This window comes from Methylobacterium trifolii, from assembly GCF_022179685.1.
Taxonomy (GTDB): domain Bacteria; phylum Pseudomonadota; class Alphaproteobacteria; order Rhizobiales; family Beijerinckiaceae; genus Methylobacterium; species Methylobacterium trifolii.
In genome coordinates, this window is sequence record NZ_BPRB01000167.1 from 1 (window position 1) to 18,155 (window position 18,155).

Genomic DNA, 18,155 nt, shown 5'->3' on the forward strand with positions numbered 1-18,155 from the left:
GAGGGGGGAGGGAAGGCGCACGCTCGGTCAATCGCGTCCTCATGGCCAAATCCACCGATCCTAACCCCCCAAAAAGAATCACGTCAGCCGGTCGCCGATCAGGAACTGCATCGCCCGGTCGAGGCGGATCTGCGGCAGGTGGCCGGGGCGGCCGAGCGCATCGGGCCTGACGATGGGGGGGCGGAAGCGGGGAAAGCGCAGGGAGCCGGGCTCCACCGCGCCGTCGAGCACCGATTCCGGCCGGGCCGGCAGCTCGCCGGGGAAGATCGCGGCCTCGGTCGTCCCGTCGAAGCGCTCGTCGCCCACCACCTCGCCGGCCTCCGGGGTGCCGGAGACCGCGCGAAGCGCCTCCGAGCCGTCATGGACCGTGGTCTCGCGGGTGGCCCGCACGGAGGCCAGAGCCACGGTGCCGACGCGGGCGCCCGCGGCTTCCGTGCGGCGCATGGCGCGGGAGACGAGGAGGCGCAGCAGGGCGTCGAGGCGGTCGTGGCTGGTCTGGTGCAGGTGGTCGGCCTTTGTGGCGGCGAACAGGATCTTGTCGGCCCGCGGGGCGAACAGCTTCGAGAAAAACGAGTTGCGGCCGATGTTGAGGCTGAGCAGCACCGCGTCGAGCGCCTCCTCCAGCTCGGCCACCGCGGTCGGCCCGGCATCGACGGCGCTGAGCACGTCCACCAGCACGATCTGCCGGTCGACCCGCTGGAAGTGGTCGCGGAAGAAGGGCACCACGACCTTGGCCTTGTAGGCCTCGAAGCGCCGCTCCATCAGCCCGGCGAGGCTGTCGGGGGCGTGGGTCTCGGCCAGACCGTCCAGCGGGGCGAAGGTGAGCGCCGGGGAGCCGGCGAGGTCGCCCGGCATCAGGAAGCGGCCCGGCGGCGTGGTGGCCACCGCCTCAGGCCCTGCGCGCAGCGCCGCGAGGTAGGTCTTGAAGGCGTTGCTCGCCCGCTCGGCCACCACCTCATCCAGGGGCCCGTTCGGGTCGAGCCCCTTCAGGGTGTCGAGCCAGGGAGCGGCGGTTGCCGCGCGGCCCGCGCGGCGGGTCCCGTTGATCGTGGACCGCGACCAGGCCGTGTAGCCGCTCTCGATCAGCGCGAGGTCGAGGAGCCACTCTCCGGGGTAGTCCACCACGTCGAGCATCAGGGTGCCGGGGCCGGAACGCCAGGAGCCGGCGCGCTCATACTCGATCTCCAGGCGGAACTGGCTGATCCGGTCGGTGGAGCGGGGCCAGTGCCGGGCCTCGGTGAGCGAGGCGAAATGCTCCTCGAAGGGGAAGCGCGGCACGTCGTCGTCGGGCTGGGGCACGAGGCGGGCGCGGCGCAGGCGGCCCTCCTGCGCCGGTGCGAAGGCCGGAAGGGCGTGCGTCTCCACGAGGTGGTGGATGAGGGCGGTGGTGAACACCGTCTTGCCCGAGCGCGCCAGCCCGGTGACGCCGAGTCGCAGCGTCGGCTGGAGCAACAGGTCGCTCGACGCCTCGGCGAAGGCCCGCACGGCCGAGCCGGCGCGGCTTGCGAGATCGGTCAGGGGCACGGACGGGCTCGGCTGAAGGAAAACATGCCGCGCTCAGGTGGCAAGCGGCAGCCTCGCCTGCAAGGTCACGGGGCCGCCTCGGCGGTTGGCGTGGCGGGCGGCGCGGCCAGACGGCCGACCGCCGCCCGCACCAGGTCGGGCGCGGCGCGCATGGTGCCGAGCTCGACGCCCGACATGGCGAGCAGAACCGGGGCGAGGTTCGGCAGCGGGCTGCCGTCGGCGGCGAAGAGCTTGAGGTCGTCGCCGGCATTCAGGCCGACGCTGCGGGCGATGAGGGCGGCGTAGTTGCCGATCCGGCCTTCGTCGCTGGTGCAGAGCAGCGGCGGCAGGCGCAGGTCGAGGCTGGGCGAACCGGCCGCGATCGGGGGCAGGGCGGCCGATTCCGCGAGCAGGCGCTCGGGGGAGGGCGTCCGGCGCTCCAGCAGCGCCATCGGGTCGTCGGCCCCGCGGGGCGGGGTCCGGGCGGACGCCTCGATCCGGGTGGCGATGTCGGGCACGGGCTTGAGCATGGGGAGCGCCCTGCCGCGCGGACGCGCACCGGGCCGGCCGGCCATGCGGGCGAGGGGCGACCAGGGCTGGACCCGCAGGGCCGGCCCCCGCACCACCCGGTGTCGCAGCGCGCCGCCGGGCCGATGCCGGGCGAGGTAGCGGGCGCGCAGCGTTCCGCCGATGCCGCGGGGCGCCAGCCCCCGCGCCGGGGCGGAACGGATCGCGAAGGACGAACGGGCCGGGACGGCGGCAAGCGGTTCGGTCCCCGGTGCACGGCACTCGGCCGGCGCCCAGCGACGGACGATGGCGAGCCCCGTGCGCCGCCCGTACTCGCGATAATAGCGCCGCAGCAGGGAGGCCGCCGCATCCGCCCCGTCCGCGGCGGTGGCGAAGGCGGTGTGGCCCTCCGCGTCGCCGCCGATCTCGCCGGGCCAGCGGGCGCGCTTGATGCACCAGTAGTTGTTGAGCTTGACGCAGCGGGCGACGAAGGCCGGATCGCTCTGGGCGAAGCGCGCCACCAGGGCGAGGGAGACCGGCCGCAGGGCCGCCCCGGCCTCCCCGTGCCAGTTCGAGACCGCGCGGGCCTCGGCCTGGAAGGTGGGCGCGGGTGCCTCCGCGCGCGCGCGTCGCGAAATCGCGTCCAGCCCGCCGTCGAGCCGCGGCAGCAGCGTTGTCAGGACGAGGAGGGCGGTGAGCAGCACGCGGCTTCTGGGGGCGAGGGGAACGGGTCACGGGCAACGGCGGCGGCGGCGGATCGGTTCACGGCGATCCTGGCGCAGGGGAGCTTGGGGGTCGGCTCTCCTGGCCTTCCGCCCCGCGGGGCCTCTCCGCTCACCCGTTCAGCAATCGCAGCGCCTGCGCATGCAAACGCGGGTCGCCGGCCGCCACGATGCGGCCGCCCTCCGTGGCCGGGCCGCCGTCCCAGGCGGTGACGACGCCGCCGGCACCCTCCACGATGGGGATGAGGGCGACGATGTCGTAGGGCTTGAGGCCGGCCTCGACCACGAGGTCGATCTGGCCGGCGGCCAGCATGCAATAGGCGTAGCAATCGGCCCCGTAGCGGGACATCCGCACGGTGCCCTCGACGGCGCGGAAGCGCTCGGCCTCCTCGTCCTCAGTGAACAGGCGCGGGTCGGTGGTGGCGAGGATGGCGGTGCCGAGGTCGGCGCAGGGCCGGGTGTGGAGGGTCCGCTCGCCGGCGGCATTGCGCAGGCGGGCGCTACGGCCGTCGCCGGAGAAGCGCTCGCCGAGATAGGGCTGGTGCATCAGGCCGCGCACGGCCGTGCCGTTGCGGGTCAGCCCGATCAGGGTGCCCCAGGTCGGCAGGCCGGCGATGAAGGCGCGGGTGCCGTCGATCGGATCGAGCACCCAGACGCATTCGGCCTCGAGCCGCTCGGCGCCGAACTCCTCCCCGAGGATGCCGTGGGCGGGAAAGGTCTGCCGGATCAGGCTCCGCAGCACGACCTCGGCCGCCCGGTCGGCCTCCGTGACCGGATCGAACGGCGCCCCGCCCCGCGCCTTGTCGTCGAGGCCGACCTGCGTGCGGAAGAACGGCAGGATCGCGCGCCCCGACGCCTCCGCGAGGTCGTCCATGAAGCGGCCGAGTTCCACCACGCTCATCGGCTGCCGTCCCTGCTGTCCCCAGACCGGCACGAAGCCGGCTTCCGGCGCCCCGCGTCAAGCCCCGGCCGGGACCGGCCGCACGGCTGCGCGCACGCCTTCGGCGACCGGCGCCGCGTCGGCCTTGACCGCGGCGAGCACGGCCTCGACGGCGCTGCGCAGGGAGGAGACGTGGCCGTCCGCGGTGATGGAGGCATGGGCCGCGGCCTCGGCCGGCGAGCCCCCGTCCGCCTGCCAGAGTCCGATCAGGACCGGCGTGCGCGGCATCCGGGCCCTCAGGCGCTCGACCAGGCGGCGCAGGTGGGTCGGCTCGCCGCTGATCGCCAGGGAGACGATGCAGGTCATGCGCACCGGCCCGGGCTCGAAGGCGTCGATCCGGGCGCGGGCCACGTCAGAGAACGCCACCTTGCGCACGCCGATGCCGCGCTTGGCCAGGAGCTGGGCGAGGATGGCGGCGGCGGCCTCGTCGATGAAGCCGCGCCCGGCGATGCAGAGCACCGCGCCGTCGCGCGCCCACGCCTCCGGCACGGAATCCGGCTCGGGCGCGAAGGGGATCGCGGCCTCCCGCCCGCAGGCCGGTTCGGCGCCGGGTCCGTCCGCGGCTCCGCCGGCCTCCGGCTCGGGCGTCCTGTCGGCGCGGGAGTCGAGTTCCTCGATCAGCTCGGTGACGGAGGCGCGGATGTCGGTCTTCTGCGCGACGGTGAGGACGCCGCGGGCGGCGTCACGCGCGGCCAGTTCCAGGCCGCGGACCACGACCTCGTCGTAATAGGCCGAGAGGGAGCATTGCCGCAGGATCAGGTCGGCATGCTCCTGCGCCTCCTCCGGGTCGTCGGCCAGGATGCGCTGATAGAAATTCTCCACCGGCGTCAGCGCCGGCCGGTTGCCGAACAGCACGTCGAGGAATTCGAGCGTGTCCACGTGCCGGCCGAGCACCACGAGGCAGACGGTGAGCGGCGTCGACAGGATGAGGCCCACCGGCCCCCACAGCCAAGTCCAGAACAGGGCCGAGACCAGCACCGAGAAGGGGGAGAGCCCCGTGGAGTGGCCGTAGAGCATCGGCTCCACGATCTGCCCGGTGAGGGGCTCCATGACCAGGAACAGGACCGCGGTGGCGATCAGCATGTTCCAGCCGGGGTCGACGGCGGCCGCCAGCGCCAGCGGCAGCAGGGCCGAGAGGAAGGCGCCGATATACGGCACGAAGCGCATCAGCGCGGAGAAGATGCCCCAGAGCACGGGATTGGGCACGCCGATGAGGTAGAGCCCGATGCCGATCACCAGCCCGAAGCCGGTGTTCAGCGCCAACTGCACCACGAAGTAGCGGCTGAGGCGGCGGGCGGCGTCGTCCATCGCCACCGTGGTGCGGTGCAGGTCGCTCGATCCGGCGAGCCGGATCATGCGATCGCGCAGGTCCTCCCGCTGCATCAGCACGAACAGCAGCACCACGAAGACGATGCCGGCTGTGGCCAGGGGCTGGAGGGTGGGCGACAGCAGCGTGCCCGCCATCTCCAGGGGACCGGGCTGGACCTGGCGCATCTCGACCAGAACGGGCTTGGGCTCCGGAGCCGCTTCGGGTGCCTTGGTCTGCGCCGCCTGGGGCTCGGCCGGCACGGCGGGCTTGTCCGCCTTGTCGCCGTTGCCGGCGGTGTGCAGGGCCCGGCCGATATTGGCGACGTAGTCGGTGACGTGCCCGACCGGACTCTCGCGCAGGCCCTCGACCTTGCGCTCGATGGTGTCGCGGTAGCGCGGCACGTCGGAGGCCAGATCCGCCATCTGCACGCCGATCAGGGTCGCCAGCGCGCCGACGATCCCCAGCGTCGCCAGCACGGCGAGGCCCACGGCGAACGGGCGCGGCAGGCGCAGCCGGCGCAGCAGGTTCACCAGCGGCCCGAGCACGAAGGACAGCAGCAGGGCGATGGCGATCGGGATCAGGATCTCGCGCCCGAAATACAGGCCGGCGATGACAACGGCGCCGATGACGACGGGCGAGGCGAGGGCGGCTTTCGGCGTCTCGGCCGCGGCGATGCGGGTCGGCCGCGGGGGGACCAGCGGAGCCTCGGGGTTTCTCGTCGCCATGCCAGCCTCGAACGCAACGCGGTCGCGGCGGCCCTTCGAAGCCCGCCGCCGGATCAGGAACGATGAGCCGGGCTCAAACGATCCCTGGCGGGCGGGGGGATTCACACGGTTGCGTGATCGGCCTCAATCCGCGAAGGGCATCACGGTGTGGCCGGCGGCCTCCAACGCCCGGCGCACCGCCCGCGCGGTGGCGAGCGCGCCGGGGCTGTCGCCGTGGACGCAGACCGTGTCGATCGCCACAGGGATGCGGCCCCCCGACAGGGTCTCGACGGCGCCCGCCTCCAGCATCCGCACGACGCGGGCCGCGGCCTCCTCCGCATCCGCGATCACGGCGCCGGGCAGGGCACGCGATGCGAGCTGGCCGTCGTCGGCATAGGCGCGGTCGGCGAAGACCTCGCGCACCACGGGCAGGCCCTCGGCCAGCCCCGCCGCCTCGGAGACGAGGCCCGGCATCACCACGAGGCGCAAGGCGCGGTCGACCCCGCGCACCCCCTTGGCGACGGCGGCGGCGACCTCGGCCTCCGCGTTCGAGAGGTTGCTCAGAGCCCCATGCGCCTTGACGTGGGTGACGCGGTGGCCGGCCAGGGCCGCGCAGGCCATGAGCGCCCCGACCTGGTAGGCGACGGCGTGCTCGATCTCCCGCGCGCCCATGCGGATCACCCGGCGGCCGAAACCCTGGAGGTCGGCAAAACCCGGATGCGCCCCGAGGGACACGCCCCGCGCCAGGGCCGCCGCGGCGGTCTCGACCATGATCGAAGGGTCGCCCGCATGGAAGCCGCAGGCGACGTTGGCGGAGGTCACGACGTCGAGGATGGCTGCGTCGTCGCCCATGCGCCAGGGGCCGAAGCCCTCGCCGAGGTCGCTGTTGAGGTCGATCCGCATGCCGCCGCTCCCGCGCTTTCCGGCCAGGATCGGGCGCGGGGGCGGGCGTGGCAAGGGCCTGCCGGATCACCCGTGCCCGACGATCGCGGCTCCGTTTCGGGCGTCGACAGGCGCTCAGCCCGGCCTGTGTGCCACGCGGCGGGCGGCAAAGCCCAGCATCGCCCACAGCAGCGCGCCGAGGGTCCGCACGGGGAAGAAGGTCGGCCCGTCGTGGCTGACCGGGGCCGGCCAGGGGATGCCCACGGCCGAGATCGCCCAGGAGGCCAGCACCGAGACGGCCAGCGCCATGATCGCGGCGATGAAGACCTTGCCGAACTGGCTCGCCGTCCAGCCGAGATAGAGGGCGAGGCACACCAGGATCGGGTCGAAGGCGGCCCAGATCCAGACCGTCCAGGGATAATAGGGGACGGTCATGCCCACCAGGGCTTCGGCAGGGCCGTCCGGCCGGCGGCGTCCTCGATCACCTGCGCGGTGGCAAACAGCGTCTCCTCGTCGAAGGGGCGGCCGATGAGCTGAAGGCCGAGCGGCAGCCCCTGCGCGTCGAGGCCCGCGGGCACGGCGATCCCGGGCAGGCCCGCCATGTTCACGGTGACCGTGAACACGTCGTTGAGATACATCTCCACCGGGTCGGCCGAGGCCTTCTCGCCGATGCCGAAGGCGGAGGACGGGGTGGCGGGCGTGAGGATCGCGTCCACGCCCTCGGCGTAGGCCGCCTCGAAGTCGCGCTTGATCAGGGTGCGGATCTTCTGGGCCCGGACGTAATAGGCGTCGTAATAGCCCGCCGAGAGCACGTAGGTGCCGATCATGATGCGTCGCTTCACCTCGCGGCCGAAGCCCGCGGCGCGGGTGTTCTCGTACATCCCGGCGATGTCCTTGCCGGGCACCCGCAAGCCGTAGCGCACGCCGTCGTAGCGGGCGAGGTTGGAGGAGGCCTCGGCCGGGGCCACGATGTAGTAGGCCGGCAGGGCGTAGCGCGTGTGCGGCAGCGAGATCTCCCGGATGCTCGCGCCAGCGGCCTTGAGCCACTCGGCGCCCTGGTCCCAGAGCTTCTGGATCTCGGGCGGCATGCCGTCGACCCGGTATTCCTTCGGAATGCCGATGGTCAGGTCCTTCACCCCGCGGGAGATTGCCGCCTCGAAGTTCGGCACGGGCAGGTCCACGCAGGTGGTGTCGCGGGCGTCCGGCCCCGCCATCGAGCCCAGCAGGATGGCGCAATCGCGCACGGTGCGGGCGATCGGGCCGGCCTGGTCGAGGGAGGAGGCGAAGGCCACCGTGCCCCAGCGGGAGATGCGCCCGTAGGTCGGCTTGATGCCGACCGTGCCGGTGAAGGCGGCGGGCTGGCGGATCGAGCCGCCCGTGTCGGTGGCGGTGGCGCCCAGGCACAGGTGGGCCGCGACCGCGGCCGCCGAGCCGCCCGAGGAACCGCCGGGCACGATCCGCGCGTCCGAACCGGCGCGACGCCACGGGGAGACCACGTCGCCGTAGGCGCTGGTCTCGTTGGACGAGCCCATGGCGAACTCGTCGAGGTTGAGCTTGCCCAGCATCACGGCGCCGTCGCGCCAGAGGTTGGCCGAGACGGCCGACTCGTAATGCGGCTCGAAGCCTTCGAGGATCTTCGATCCCGCCGTCGTCGTGACGCCGTGGGTACAGAAAAGGTCCTTGATGCCGAGCGGCAGGCCCTCCAGGGGTCGGGCGTCGCCGGCAGCGATCTTGGAATCCGACACGTCGGCCATCGCCAGCGCCCGCTCGGGCGTCTCCAGCAGGTAGGCGTTGAGCACGCGCGCCTTGGCCATGGCGTCGAGATGCGCCTGCGTCAGCTCGCGGGCGGAGGTCGTCCGGCTCCGCAGGGCGTCGCGCGCTTCGGCGAGGGTGAGTTGGTTGAGTTCCGTCACGCTGTTCGTCCTCACGCGCGCTCGCGCCGGGGGGTGGCCGTCATCCGCCGGGACCGGCCTACTCGACCACCTTGGGGACGAGGAAATAGTTGTCCTCGGTCTCGGGGGCGTTGGCGACCACGTCGAAGGCCCGGCCGCCATCCGTGACCACGTCCTCGCGCTTCTTCATCGCCATGGGCGTCACCGAAGTCATCGGCTCGACGCCGGCCACGTCCACCGCGTCGAGCTGCTCGACGAAGGCGAGGATGGCGTTCAACTCGCCCTGGAGCGGGGCGACCTCCTCCTCGCTCACCGCGATGCGGGCGAGATGCGCGATGCGCCTGACCGTTGCTGCGTCGACCGACATGCTGCCGCGTTCGTCCTGCCCGTCGGCACGCCGGACGCGGCCTTGCGGGGTCGGCGCGCTATAGCACCGGCCTTCCGGCGCCCGCAACGAGTCAGGTGACGACGTGGTTCGGGGTGATCGTGGTCTCGATCAGGATGCCGCGCCGGACCGGGTGGAACTCGGCCTGCGCGAAGCCGAAGACCAGGATCTCGAAGGCGAGCAGCAGGAGCCACTTGTGCCGCCGCGGCATCGGCAGGCGGGCCTGGATTTGACCGATGGATGACAAGGGCGTCCCCGTCGCAGGTGTTAACGAAACCTTAACCATCGGTATGCGCATCGGCTCCCGATTGCGCCACCGCGATCTGCGGACATGGTAAACGCCTGTGGATCGGGGCCGGCGCTGGCCTGCGTGGAGTCCTGGGATATGTGGAGTGCGGTGTTCGCCAGCCTGCGGCAGGGTTCCGTCTCGGCGGAGGCCGAGATCGCCCGCGCCGAGGCCGAACTGGGTTTTGCCCTGCCCGAATCCTACCGCAGCTTCTGCCGGGATTGCGGGGCGGGACTCGCCTGCGGCCATTGGCGGATCGCCACGCCAACGCCCTTCGAGGGCTCCGACCTCGTCACCCGCGCCGGCCTGATCGCCCACAGCGTCAACGACGCCATCCGCCTGATGGGCGAGGCGCCGGAACTCTCCGCCAGCCCCCACGCCTTCGCCATCGAGGGCGACGACCCCACCATCGTGGAGCGCGCCTGCTTCTTCGGCACGGGGGAGGACGGCAGCTTCCTGTTCTGGGACGTGACCGGGACAGGCGAGTACGACGTCTGGGTGATGGACCCGGACCTGGAGACCGTCCGCTTCGGGGGCGAGACCCTCCTCGACCTGATGCGGCGGGTGCAGGGCGCCTCGGTCACGACCGTGCTCGGCTTCGGCGCCGAGCCGTTGCCCTCGACCTTCGAGGGAATCGACGCGGCGGTGCTGGCGCGGGCCGACCCGCTCGCGTAGGCCGCGGGTCTTGACGCGGCGGGACACGGGCGATGGACACGGACGCGATACGGGCCTTCGCGGAAGCCTCGCAGGGAGGCGCGCGTCTGATCGGGCTCGACCTCGGCACCAAGACCATCGGCATCGCCCTGTCCGACCTCGGCCGGCAGATCGCATCGCCCCTGGAGACGATCCAGCGTGTGAAGTTCACCCCCGACGCCGCCCGCCTGCGCGCCGTCTGCGAGCGGCACGCGGTGGGCGGGATCGTGATGGGGCTTCCCCTCAACATGGACGGCAGCGAGGGGCCGCGGGTGCAATCGACCCGCGCCTTCGTGCGCAACCTCAAGCCGCTCCTCGACCTGCCGGTGCTGTTCTACGACGAGCGGCTCTCCACGGCGGTCGTCACCCGCGCCCTGATCGAGGCGGACGCCTCCCGCGCCCGGCGCGGCCAACTCGTGGACAAGCTCGCCGCCGCCTACATCCTCCAGGGCTGCCTCGACCGGATGCGCTGGCTGGCGCAAGCCGATGCGGGGGATTCGGACGACTGAAAGGCCGCGGCCGGGTTTTTCCCCTCCCCACCCTCCGCGGCGAAGGGGGAGAGCGAGGCGCGCGCCGAGACTCAAAAAAATCAGATGTCGAGGTCGGCGCCTTCCGTGAAGGCGGCGCGCTCGGTGATGAAGGCGAAGCGCGCCTCCGGCTTGTTGCCCATCAACCGGTCGACGGTGTCGCCGGTGGATTCCCGCGCCTCGTCGAGGACGGCGACCCGGAGCAGGGTGCGCTTCTTCGGGTCCATGGTGGTCTCCTTGAGCTGGGCCGGCATCATCTCGCCCAGGCCCTTGAAGCGGCCGATCTCGACCTTGCCGGCCTTGAACACGCTCTTGATCAGCTGGTCCTTGTGGGCGTCGTCGCGGGCGTAGGCCGTCTTCGTGCCCTGCTGCAGGCGGTAGAGGGGCGGGATCGCGAGGTAGAGGTGCCCCCGGTCGATGAGTTTCGGCATCTGCCGGTAGAAGAAGGTGATGAGCAGGGAGGCGATGTGGGCGCCGTCCACGTCGGCGTCCGTCATGATGATGACCTTGTCGTAGCGCAAGTCCGCCTCGCGGAAGTTCGCACCCGTGCCGCAGCCCAGCGCCAGGGTCAGGTCGGAGATGAGCTGGTTGGCCCCGAGCTTGTCGCGGCTGGCCGAGGCCACGTTCAGGATCTTTCCACGCAACGGCAGGATGGCTTGGGTCGCCCGGTCGCGGGCCTGCTTGGCCGAGCCGCCGGCCGAATCGCCCTCGACGATGAAGATCTCGGAGCCCGCGGTGCCGGCGGCCGAGCAGTCGGCGAGCTTGCCCGGAAGCCGCAGCTTGCGCGTCGCGCTCTTGCGCGCGACCTCCTTCTCCTGGCGTCGGCGCAGGCGCTCCTCGGCCCGGTCGATCACCCAGTCGAGGAGCTTGTTGGCCTGGGCCGGCGAGCCGGCGAGCCAGTGGTCGAAGGCGTCGCGGATCGCGGTCTCGACGATGCGGGAGGCCTCGACGGTGGCCAGCTTGTCCTTGGTCTGGCCCTGGAACTCCGGCTCGCGGATGAAGACCGAGAGCATGGAGGCGCAGGTCGCCATCACGTCGTCGGTGGTCACCGCCGTCATGCGCTTGGCCTGGTTCACCCGCTCGGCATGCTCGCGCAGCGCCCGCAGCAGGGCGACGCGCAGGCCCGATTCGTGGGTGCCGCCCTCGGGCGTCGGGATCGTGTTGCAGTAGGAGGCCGAGACCCCGTCGTCGTGGACCATCCAGGCCACCGCCCATTCGAGCGAGCCGTGGCTTCCGGGCTTGGTGATCTTGCCGGAGAAGATCGCCTCGGTGACGAGCTCCTTCCCCTCGATGTCGCGGGCGAGGTAGTCGCGCAGGCCCCCGGGGAAGCGGTGGACGGCCTCGGCCGGCACGCCCTCGATGCCCTCCAGCAGGGCCGGCGCGCAGCGCCAGCGGATCTCGACGCCGCCGAACAGGTAGGCCTTGGAGCGGGCCATCTTGAACAGGCGGCGCGGGTCGAACTTCAGGGAGCCGAAGATCTGCGCGTCGGGATGGAAGCGAATCCGCGTGCCGCGCCGGTTCTGCACCCGGCCGACGACCTCGATGGCGCCCTGCGCATGGCCGCGGGAGAAGGTCTGGCGGTAGAGGGTCTGGTTGCGGGCGACCTCGACCTCCAGGAGGTCGGACAGCGCGTTGACCACCGAGATGCCGACGCCGTGCAGGCCGCCGGAGGTCTCGTAGACCTTCGAATCGAACTTTCCGCCCGCATGCAGCGTGGTCATGATGACCTCCAGCGCGGACTTGCCCGGAAACTTCGGGTGGGGGTCGACGGGGATGCCGCGGCCGTTGTCGGTGACGACCAGCGCGCCGGATTCCTCCAGCTCCACCTCGATGAAGCTGGCGTGGCCCGCCACCGCCTCGTCCATGGAATTGTCGATCACCTCGGAGAAGAGGTGGTGCAGGGCCCGCTCGTCGGTGCCGCCGATATACATGCCCGGCCGGCGCCGGACCGGCTCCAGCCCCTCCAGCACCTCGATGTCGGAGGCGGTGTAGCCGGCCTCGCCCGTCTCCGCCGCGGCGAGCGCCTGCACGGAGGCCGTGGCGGCGAGCTTGCGCCGGCGCTCGTCGGGGCGGGGCGCACCGGGCGCCTTCGCGCCGGGGCCGAACAGGTCGCGGGCCGGATCGCTCACGCGCGGGCCCCGCGCTTGAGGGTCGGCCGGTCGTCGGGAGCGTGGAGCATGCGCCTTCATCCTTCCAGCGTACCGGAACAAACCGGAAACGGATAGGGGTCCGACCCCTCGCGGCATGCGGATGATCGCACGCCCCGCGGGGCCGGGCCAACCGGCGGGCGGGCCGGCCAGCCGATTCATGCCGCCTGGATGGTTAAAGGACCCTGGCTCAGGTGCCGACGCGGCCGCCGCCCCGGCGGGTGATCGCCACCACGGAGGGGCGCGGCGGCGTGGCTGGGTCGAAGTCCGGCCAGCGGGTGGCCGGGGCCTCGAAGGTCGCAGGGAGAGCGGCGGGGTCGTCCTCGTCGGCCTCGCCGGGGTGCTGCACGCCCACGAAGAAGGTCGAATCGTCCGGGGTGAAGTAGGGTCCGCACATCTCCGCGCCGGTCGGCACCTGGAAGAAGTGCCGCGCGGTGCCGCGACCCGCCCCTTCCGTCTCCACGCCCCAGATCCCGTCGGCCCGGCCGGTGCGGGAGGCGGAGTTGCCGTCGGTCGCGACCCAGAGCCGGCCCAGCCCGTCGACGGAACAGTTGTCGGGCATGCCGAACCAGCCGTCCCGCGTGGTCGCCGAGGAGAAGGTGGCGCCGACCGCGGCCACCGCCGGGTCGCCGCAGCGCAGCAGCACCTCCCAGGCGAAGCCCGGCGCGGCGTGGTCGCGGTCGTCCGGCGCGATCTCGACGATGTGGCCGAAGCGGTTGTCGGGGCGGGGGTTGGCCGGGTCCACCGCCTCGGGCTTCCGCCGGTGGTTGTTGGTGAGCATGACGTAGACCTTGCCGGTCCTGGGGTTGGCCTCAACGTCCTCGGGCCGATCCATCTTGGTGGCGCCCAGGAGGTCGGCGGCCCGGCGGGTCTCGATCAGCACGTCGGCCTGGTCGGCAAACCCGTTCTCCGGCGTCAGCGGCCCCTGCCCGTGGACGATCGGCAGCCAGGTGCCGCGCCCGTCGGCGTCGAAGCGGGCCACCGACAGGGTGCCGGAATCGAGGATGTCGCGGTTGGCCGCCGGGTTCGCCCGGTCGACGGCATCGCGGGTGACGAAGCGGTAGACGTAGTCGAAGCGCTCGTCGTCGCCCTGGAACACCACGTAGCGGCCGTCCCTGGCTACGATGCCGGCCGCGCCCTCGTGCTTGAACCGCCCCATCGCCGTGCGCTTGCGCGGCACGGAGGCGGGGTCGAACGGGTCGATCTCCACCACCCAGCCGAAGCGGTTGGGTTCGTTCGGCTCGCGGGCGAGGTCGAAGCGCGGGTCGAACCGGCCCCAGGCGTAGAGGTTGCCCGGCAGGCCCAGGCGCTTGTGGTTGCGCGCCTCGGGCGAGCCCTCGGGCAGGGCCCCCTGGAAGTAGTAGTTGATGTTCTCCTCGCAGGTGAGCCACGTGCCCCAGGGCGTCACCCCGCCGGCGCAGTTGTTGATCATGCCGAGCACGTGGCGGCCTTGCCGGTCGGCGCCCGTGCGCAGGCGCTCGGAGCCCGCAGCCGGCCCGGTCATCAGCATGGGCGTGCGCGCGGTGATGCGGCGGGCGAACCTCGAATCCGGCACGATCTGCCAGCGGCCGTCGACCCGGCGGATCTCGAGCACCGAGCCGCCATGGGCCGCCATCTCGATCTCGGCGAGCTCCCGCGTCATGCCGGCAAAGGCCGCCTTGCCGTCCTGGCGGCCGAGGCCGGGAAACATCAGCTCCTCGTTGGTGTACTCGTGGTTGACCACGAGGAGGCCGTGCGCGGCCGGGTCGTCCGTCCCCGGCATCGGGAAATAGCCGATGAAGTCGTTGTTGTAGCCGAACTGCCGGGCTTGGGCGGCCGCGCTCTGGCGCTCCGGGTCGAAGGTCGGCGCGCCGGGCAGCACGGGATCGCCCCAGCGGATCAGGATTTCGGCCGCGTGCCCCTCGGCCACGTGGTGGTGCGCGTCCGAGCCGGCCGGAAGCTCCGGGAACCGGAAGGGCGATCCCTCGGGTTGCGCGGCCAGCGCGCGGGGGCCGACCAGGGCGGCGATGGCGCCGACCGCCAGGCCGCCGAGCAGGTCGCGACGGTGGAAACGGCGCGCCACCACGTCGGCGAGCGTCGGGTTCGCGCTGGCGTTTGAGCCGGCATCCTCCGCGGCCTCGGCCGCCTGCGAGCGGTTCCGTATCGTCTCGGTCATCGCTGTCGTCCTGTCGCCTGATCGTCGCACGCCGCCCTTAGACTGCGTGGGTGGCGCCCGGATGACAGCGCGGGGGCATCGATCCCCTCTGGAACGAAACCATGACCTGCGCGTTTCCACGGCAAAGCTTCGCGTATCCGTATCCGCGACCGATCGGGAGTTCGACGCCGATGACCGCAGCCAACCACGCCCGGCACTCCTCCCTGATGCGCGCCGAGCGCGCCGCGGGTGAGGCTTTCGGCTGGCCCGAGTCCCCTCTGGCCGAGGTGCAGCGGACGCTGTTCCTGCGCCCGGCCATCATCACCGCCGCCATGGCGGCCACGACGCTGGCCGCGACGCTGACCTACTTCGTCTAAGCTGGACACCGGCCGAGGCTGGGTCCCCGGGGCGGGGACGGCTTCCGTTCGTCTTGGATGTCTTCGCCTGCACGAAACAGCGCGCCCGCCCTCCCTCTTCTGCGGGGGAGGGAAGGGCCCATTCCAGACCGATAAACTCAGCCGGTCGTCTTCTTCGCCGCCGCCTTTCGCGCAGGCGCCTTGGCCGGCGCCTTGGCACCGGTCTTCGCCGCGGCCTTGGCAGGCTTGGCCGCGGCCTTCCGGGCAGGCTTCTTGGGGCCGTCCCCAGCGGCGGCCGTCCGGCCCCGCACCTTCCGGCCCGTCGCCTTGCCGCCGCCCGAGGCGCGCTTGGCGTTGACCAGGCCGATGCCCTCTTCGAGGGTGAGGGCCTCGGCGCTCATGCTCTTGGGAAGCGTCGCGTTGACGTCGCCGTCCGTGACGTAGGGGCCGTACTTGCCGGCCTTGACCACGAGGTCGCGGCCCGACGCCGCGTCCTTGCCGAGCGCCCGCCCCGGATCGGAGGAGGGCCGCCCACGCCCGCCCCCCTGCTCCTTGGCGACGATCAGGTCGATGGCGCGGTTGCCGCCGATCTCCAGCACGTCGTCGTCCTTGCCGAGGTTGGCATAGGTCTTCCCGTGCTGCACGTAGGGGCCGAAGCGGCCGAGATTGGCCAGGATCGGCTCGCCCGATTCCGGGTGGCGCGCCACCTCGCGGGGCAGTGCCAGCAGGGCCAGCGCCTTGGCGAGGTCCACGTCCGAGGGCGAGAGCCCCTTGGGGAGCGACGAGCGCTTCGGCTTCTCCGCGCCCTTCTCGGTGGAGGCCTCGCCGAGCTGGAGGAAGGGCCCGAAGCGGCCGTCGCGCAGGGTCACGGGCAGGCCGGTGACGGGGTCGTCGCCGAGCACGCGGGTGCCGGGCTGCGACCCGTCCGCCGAGGAGCCGTCCCCGTCCCCGTCGATGCCGGAGGCCGAGAGCTGGCGGGTGTACTTGCACTCGGGATAGTTCGAGCAGCCGACGAAGGCGCCGTACTTGCCGAGCTTGAGGGAGAGCTGGCCGGCGCCGCAGGTCGGGCAGGTGCGGGGGTTCGAGCCGTCCTGCTTCTCGGGGAAGATGTGGGCGCCGAGCAGCCCGTTCAGGGCCTCCAGCACGTCGGTGACGCGTAATTCCTTGGTCTCGCCGACCGCGGCCGAAAAGTCCTTCCAGAACTCGCGCAGCACCGCGCGCCAGTCGATCTCGGCGTTGGAGACGCGGTCGAGCTGGCCTTCGAGGTCGGCGGTGAAGTCGTACTCGACGTAGCGCTTGAAGAAGCTCTCCAGGAAGCCCGTGACCAGCCGGCCCTTGTCCTCCGGCTGGAGCCGTTTTTTTTCGATCTTGACGTATTCCCTGTCGCGCAGCGTCTGGAGTACCGCGGCATACGTCGAGGGGCGCCCGATGCCGAGCTCCTCCATGCGCTTGACCAGGCTGGCCTCGGAATAGCGCGGCGGCGGCTCAGTGAAGTGCTGGGTGGACGCGATGCGCTCGCGCCGCAGCGCCTCGCCGGCTTTCATCGGCGGCAGGCGCCGGCCCTCCTCGTCCTCCTCGTCATCCTTGCCCTCCTGGTAGAGGGTGAGGAAGCCGTCGAACTTCACCACCTGGCCGGTGGCGCGCAGGTCGATCCGGCGCGGGCCGACGCTGGCCGTCACGTCGATGGTGGTGCGTTCGAGTTCGGCCGATTCCATCTGGCTCGCGATCGTGCGGGTCCAGATCAGGTCGTAGAGCTTGGCCTGCTCGGGATCGAGCATGCGCGCGACCTGCTTGGGCAGCCGGCCCATCTCGGTCGGGCGCACCGCCTCGTGGGCCTCCTGCGCGTTCTTGGCCTTGACGGTGTACTTGCGCGGCACGCTCGGCACGTACCGGTCGCCGAACTCCTTGCCGATCACCCGGCGGGCGTCGGCGATCGCCTCGGGCGCCATGTCGACGCCGTCGGTCCGCATGTAGGTGATGAGACCCACGGTCTCGCCGCCGACGTCGACGCCCTCGTAGAGCTTCTGGGCCACCCGCATGGTCTGGGCCGGCGCCATCCCGAGCTTTCGCGAGGCTTCCTGCTGCAGGGTCGAGGTGGTGAAGGGCGGCTGCGGGTGGCGCTTGGCGGGCTTGGCCTCCACCGAGGCCACCTGGAAGGTCGCCAGTTCCAGGTCGCGCTTGAAGGCCGCCGCCTCCTCGCCCGTGCCCACGTCGAGGCGCTGGATGCGCTTGCCGTCCGCGCCCACGAGCCGGGCTTCGAACACGGCCCCGCCCTCGGTGGCGAGCGTGGCGATGAGGGTCCAGTACTCGCGCGGCTTGAAGGTCTCGATCTCGTATTCGCGCTCGCAGACGAGGCGCAACGCCACCGACTGCACCCGGCCGGCCGAGCGGGCGCCGGGAAGCTTGCGCCACAGCACGGGTGAGAGGTTGAACCCGACGAGGTAGTCCAGCGCCCGGCGGGCTAGGTAGGCGTCCACCAGGGCCTGGTCGATCTCGCGCGGCTTGCGCATCGCCGCCTCGACCGACGCCTTGGTGATGGCGTTGAAGGTCACGCGCTCGACGGGGATGCCCTTGAGCGCCTTGCGGGCGGTCAGCGCCTCCAGCACGTGCCAGGAGATGGCCTCGCCCTCCCGGTCCGGGTCGGTGGCGAGGATGAGCTTCTCGGCGCCCTTGACCGCCCGGGCGATCTCGGAGACGCGCTTCGAGCCCCGGTCCTCCAGCTCCCAGATCATCCGGAAGTCGGCCTCCGGATCGACCGAGCCGTCCTTGGCCGGCAGGTCGCGGATGTGGCCGAACGAGGCGATCACCTCGTAATCGCTGCCGAGATACTTGTTGATGGTCTTGGCTTTGGCCGGCGACTCGACGACGACGACTTTCATGTACGATTTAGCCTCTCGACGGGGCCCATCGCGGCGGGTCGCAGACTGATTTTGCGGATACCCGGCCGCCTCCGGCAAGGGGGGCCTCGTGCCGGGAGAAGTGGTTCAACCCCGGCGGGATGTCAAATCGGAGCGCTTGGATGGAGAGGCTCTTCGGGCCGTAGGATGGTGCGAGACCGACTCGCTTGGCCTCTCCGGCACGGGCGCGTTTCCCTCTCCCATCTTGCGGGAAAGGGTGGCCCGCGAAGCGGGTCGCGATAGGGAAGCGTGTTGTCCGGAGAGGGCGCTC

At 71.9% G+C, this 18,155-nt stretch carries 15 protein-coding genes; 3 read left to right on the forward strand and 12 right to left on the reverse strand.

Annotated elements, in window-relative coordinates; genetic code table 11:
* Nucleotides 1–78: 78 nt before the first annotated feature.
* The 9 genes from COGEMETH_RS15055 to COGEMETH_RS15095 all read right to left on the reverse strand — a co-directional run bounded on the left by COGEMETH_RS15055 (nt 79) and on the right by COGEMETH_RS15095 (nt 9,091).
* Nucleotides 79–1,524 carry a YcjX family GTP-binding protein gene (locus tag COGEMETH_RS15055; RefSeq protein ID WP_238183419.1) on the reverse strand — a complete coding sequence of 482 codons (1,446 nt, stop codon included), beginning with the start codon at nt 1,522–1,524 and terminating at the stop codon, nt 79–81.
* Between the two features lie 65 nt (nt 1,525–1,589).
* Nucleotides 1,590–2,714, reverse strand: a complete 1,125-nt coding sequence (locus COGEMETH_RS15060; RefSeq protein WP_238183420.1) for a hypothetical protein — start codon at nt 2,712–2,714, stop codon at nt 1,590–1,592.
* Nucleotides 2,715–2,844: 130 nt separating this feature from the next.
* A complete protein-coding gene (gene hisN, locus COGEMETH_RS15065) occupies nt 2,845–3,633 on the reverse strand; it encodes a histidinol-phosphatase (RefSeq protein WP_238183431.1) in 789 nt (262 codons plus the stop codon).
* A 57-nt stretch (nt 3,634–3,690) separates the two neighbouring features.
* The gene (locus tag COGEMETH_RS15070) at nt 3,691–5,706 is read right to left on the reverse strand and encodes an AI-2E family transporter (protein ID WP_238183421.1); all 2,016 of its coding nucleotides are present in this window, start codon (nt 5,704–5,706) and stop codon (nt 3,691–3,693) included.
* A gap of 123 nt (nt 5,707–5,829) precedes the next feature.
* Complete coding sequence (locus tag COGEMETH_RS15075) at nt 5,830–6,588, reverse strand: LamB/YcsF family protein (protein WP_238183422.1); 759 nt, start codon at nt 6,586–6,588, stop codon at nt 5,830–5,832.
* Between the two features lie 114 nt (nt 6,589–6,702).
* Nucleotides 6,703–7,002 (reverse strand): hypothetical protein, encoded by a 300-nt coding sequence (locus tag COGEMETH_RS15080; RefSeq protein ID WP_238183432.1) that lies wholly within the window; start codon nt 7,000–7,002, stop codon nt 6,703–6,705.
* The gene (gene gatA, locus COGEMETH_RS15085) at nt 6,999–8,480 is read right to left on the reverse strand and encodes an Asp-tRNA(Asn)/Glu-tRNA(Gln) amidotransferase subunit GatA (protein ID WP_238183423.1); all 1,482 of its coding nucleotides are present in this window, start codon (nt 8,478–8,480) and stop codon (nt 6,999–7,001) included. The genes COGEMETH_RS15080 and gatA overlap by 4 nt, the downstream gene beginning before the upstream one ends.
* A 58-nt stretch (nt 8,481–8,538) precedes the next feature.
* Nucleotides 8,539–8,826, reverse strand: a complete 288-nt coding sequence (gene gatC, locus COGEMETH_RS15090; RefSeq protein ID WP_238183424.1) for an Asp-tRNA(Asn)/Glu-tRNA(Gln) amidotransferase subunit GatC — start codon at nt 8,824–8,826, stop codon at nt 8,539–8,541.
* A gap of 91 nt (nt 8,827–8,917) precedes the next feature.
* The gene (locus COGEMETH_RS15095; protein WP_238183425.1) at nt 8,918–9,091 is read right to left on the reverse strand and encodes a hypothetical protein; all 174 of its coding nucleotides are present in this window, start codon (nt 9,089–9,091) and stop codon (nt 8,918–8,920) included.
* A gap of 138 nt (nt 9,092–9,229) precedes the next feature.
* On the opposite strand from COGEMETH_RS15095, the gene COGEMETH_RS15100 reads away from it, so the two are divergent.
* Together COGEMETH_RS15100 and ruvX are read left to right on the forward strand one after the other, a co-directional pair.
* A complete protein-coding gene (locus COGEMETH_RS15100) occupies nt 9,230–9,805 on the forward strand; it encodes an SMI1/KNR4 family protein (protein WP_238183433.1) in 576 nt (191 codons plus the stop codon).
* Nucleotides 9,806–9,837: 32 nt separating this feature from the next.
* Complete coding sequence (gene ruvX / locus COGEMETH_RS15105) at nt 9,838–10,332, forward strand: Holliday junction resolvase RuvX (RefSeq protein WP_238183426.1); 495 nt, start codon at nt 9,838–9,840, stop codon at nt 10,330–10,332.
* Nucleotides 10,333–10,412: 80 nt separating this feature from the next.
* Here the strand turns inward: ruvX and parE are convergent, their stop codons facing one another.
* Together parE and COGEMETH_RS15115 are read right to left on the reverse strand one after the other, a co-directional pair.
* Complete coding sequence (parE, locus tag COGEMETH_RS15110) at nt 10,413–12,479, reverse strand: DNA topoisomerase IV subunit B (RefSeq protein WP_238183427.1); 2,067 nt, start codon at nt 12,477–12,479, stop codon at nt 10,413–10,415.
* A 208-nt stretch (nt 12,480–12,687) separates the two neighbouring features.
* On the reverse strand, nt 12,688–14,652 hold the full coding sequence (locus COGEMETH_RS15115) for a PhoX family protein (RefSeq protein ID WP_238183428.1): 1,965 nt from the start codon (nt 14,650–14,652) through the stop codon (nt 12,688–12,690).
* 170 nt (nt 14,653–14,822) lie between these two features.
* Here COGEMETH_RS15115 and COGEMETH_RS15120 point away from each other — a divergent pair, with 170 nt between their 5' ends.
* Complete coding sequence (locus tag COGEMETH_RS15120; protein WP_238183429.1) at nt 14,823–15,008, forward strand: hypothetical protein; 186 nt, start codon at nt 14,823–14,825, stop codon at nt 15,006–15,008.
* A gap of 137 nt (nt 15,009–15,145) precedes the next feature.
* Here the strand turns inward: COGEMETH_RS15120 and topA are convergent, their stop codons facing one another.
* On the reverse strand, nt 15,146–17,866 hold the full coding sequence (topA, locus tag COGEMETH_RS15125; protein WP_238183430.1) for a type I DNA topoisomerase: 2,721 nt from the start codon (nt 17,864–17,866) through the stop codon (nt 15,146–15,148).
* Nucleotides 17,867–18,155: the final 289 nt, after the last annotated feature.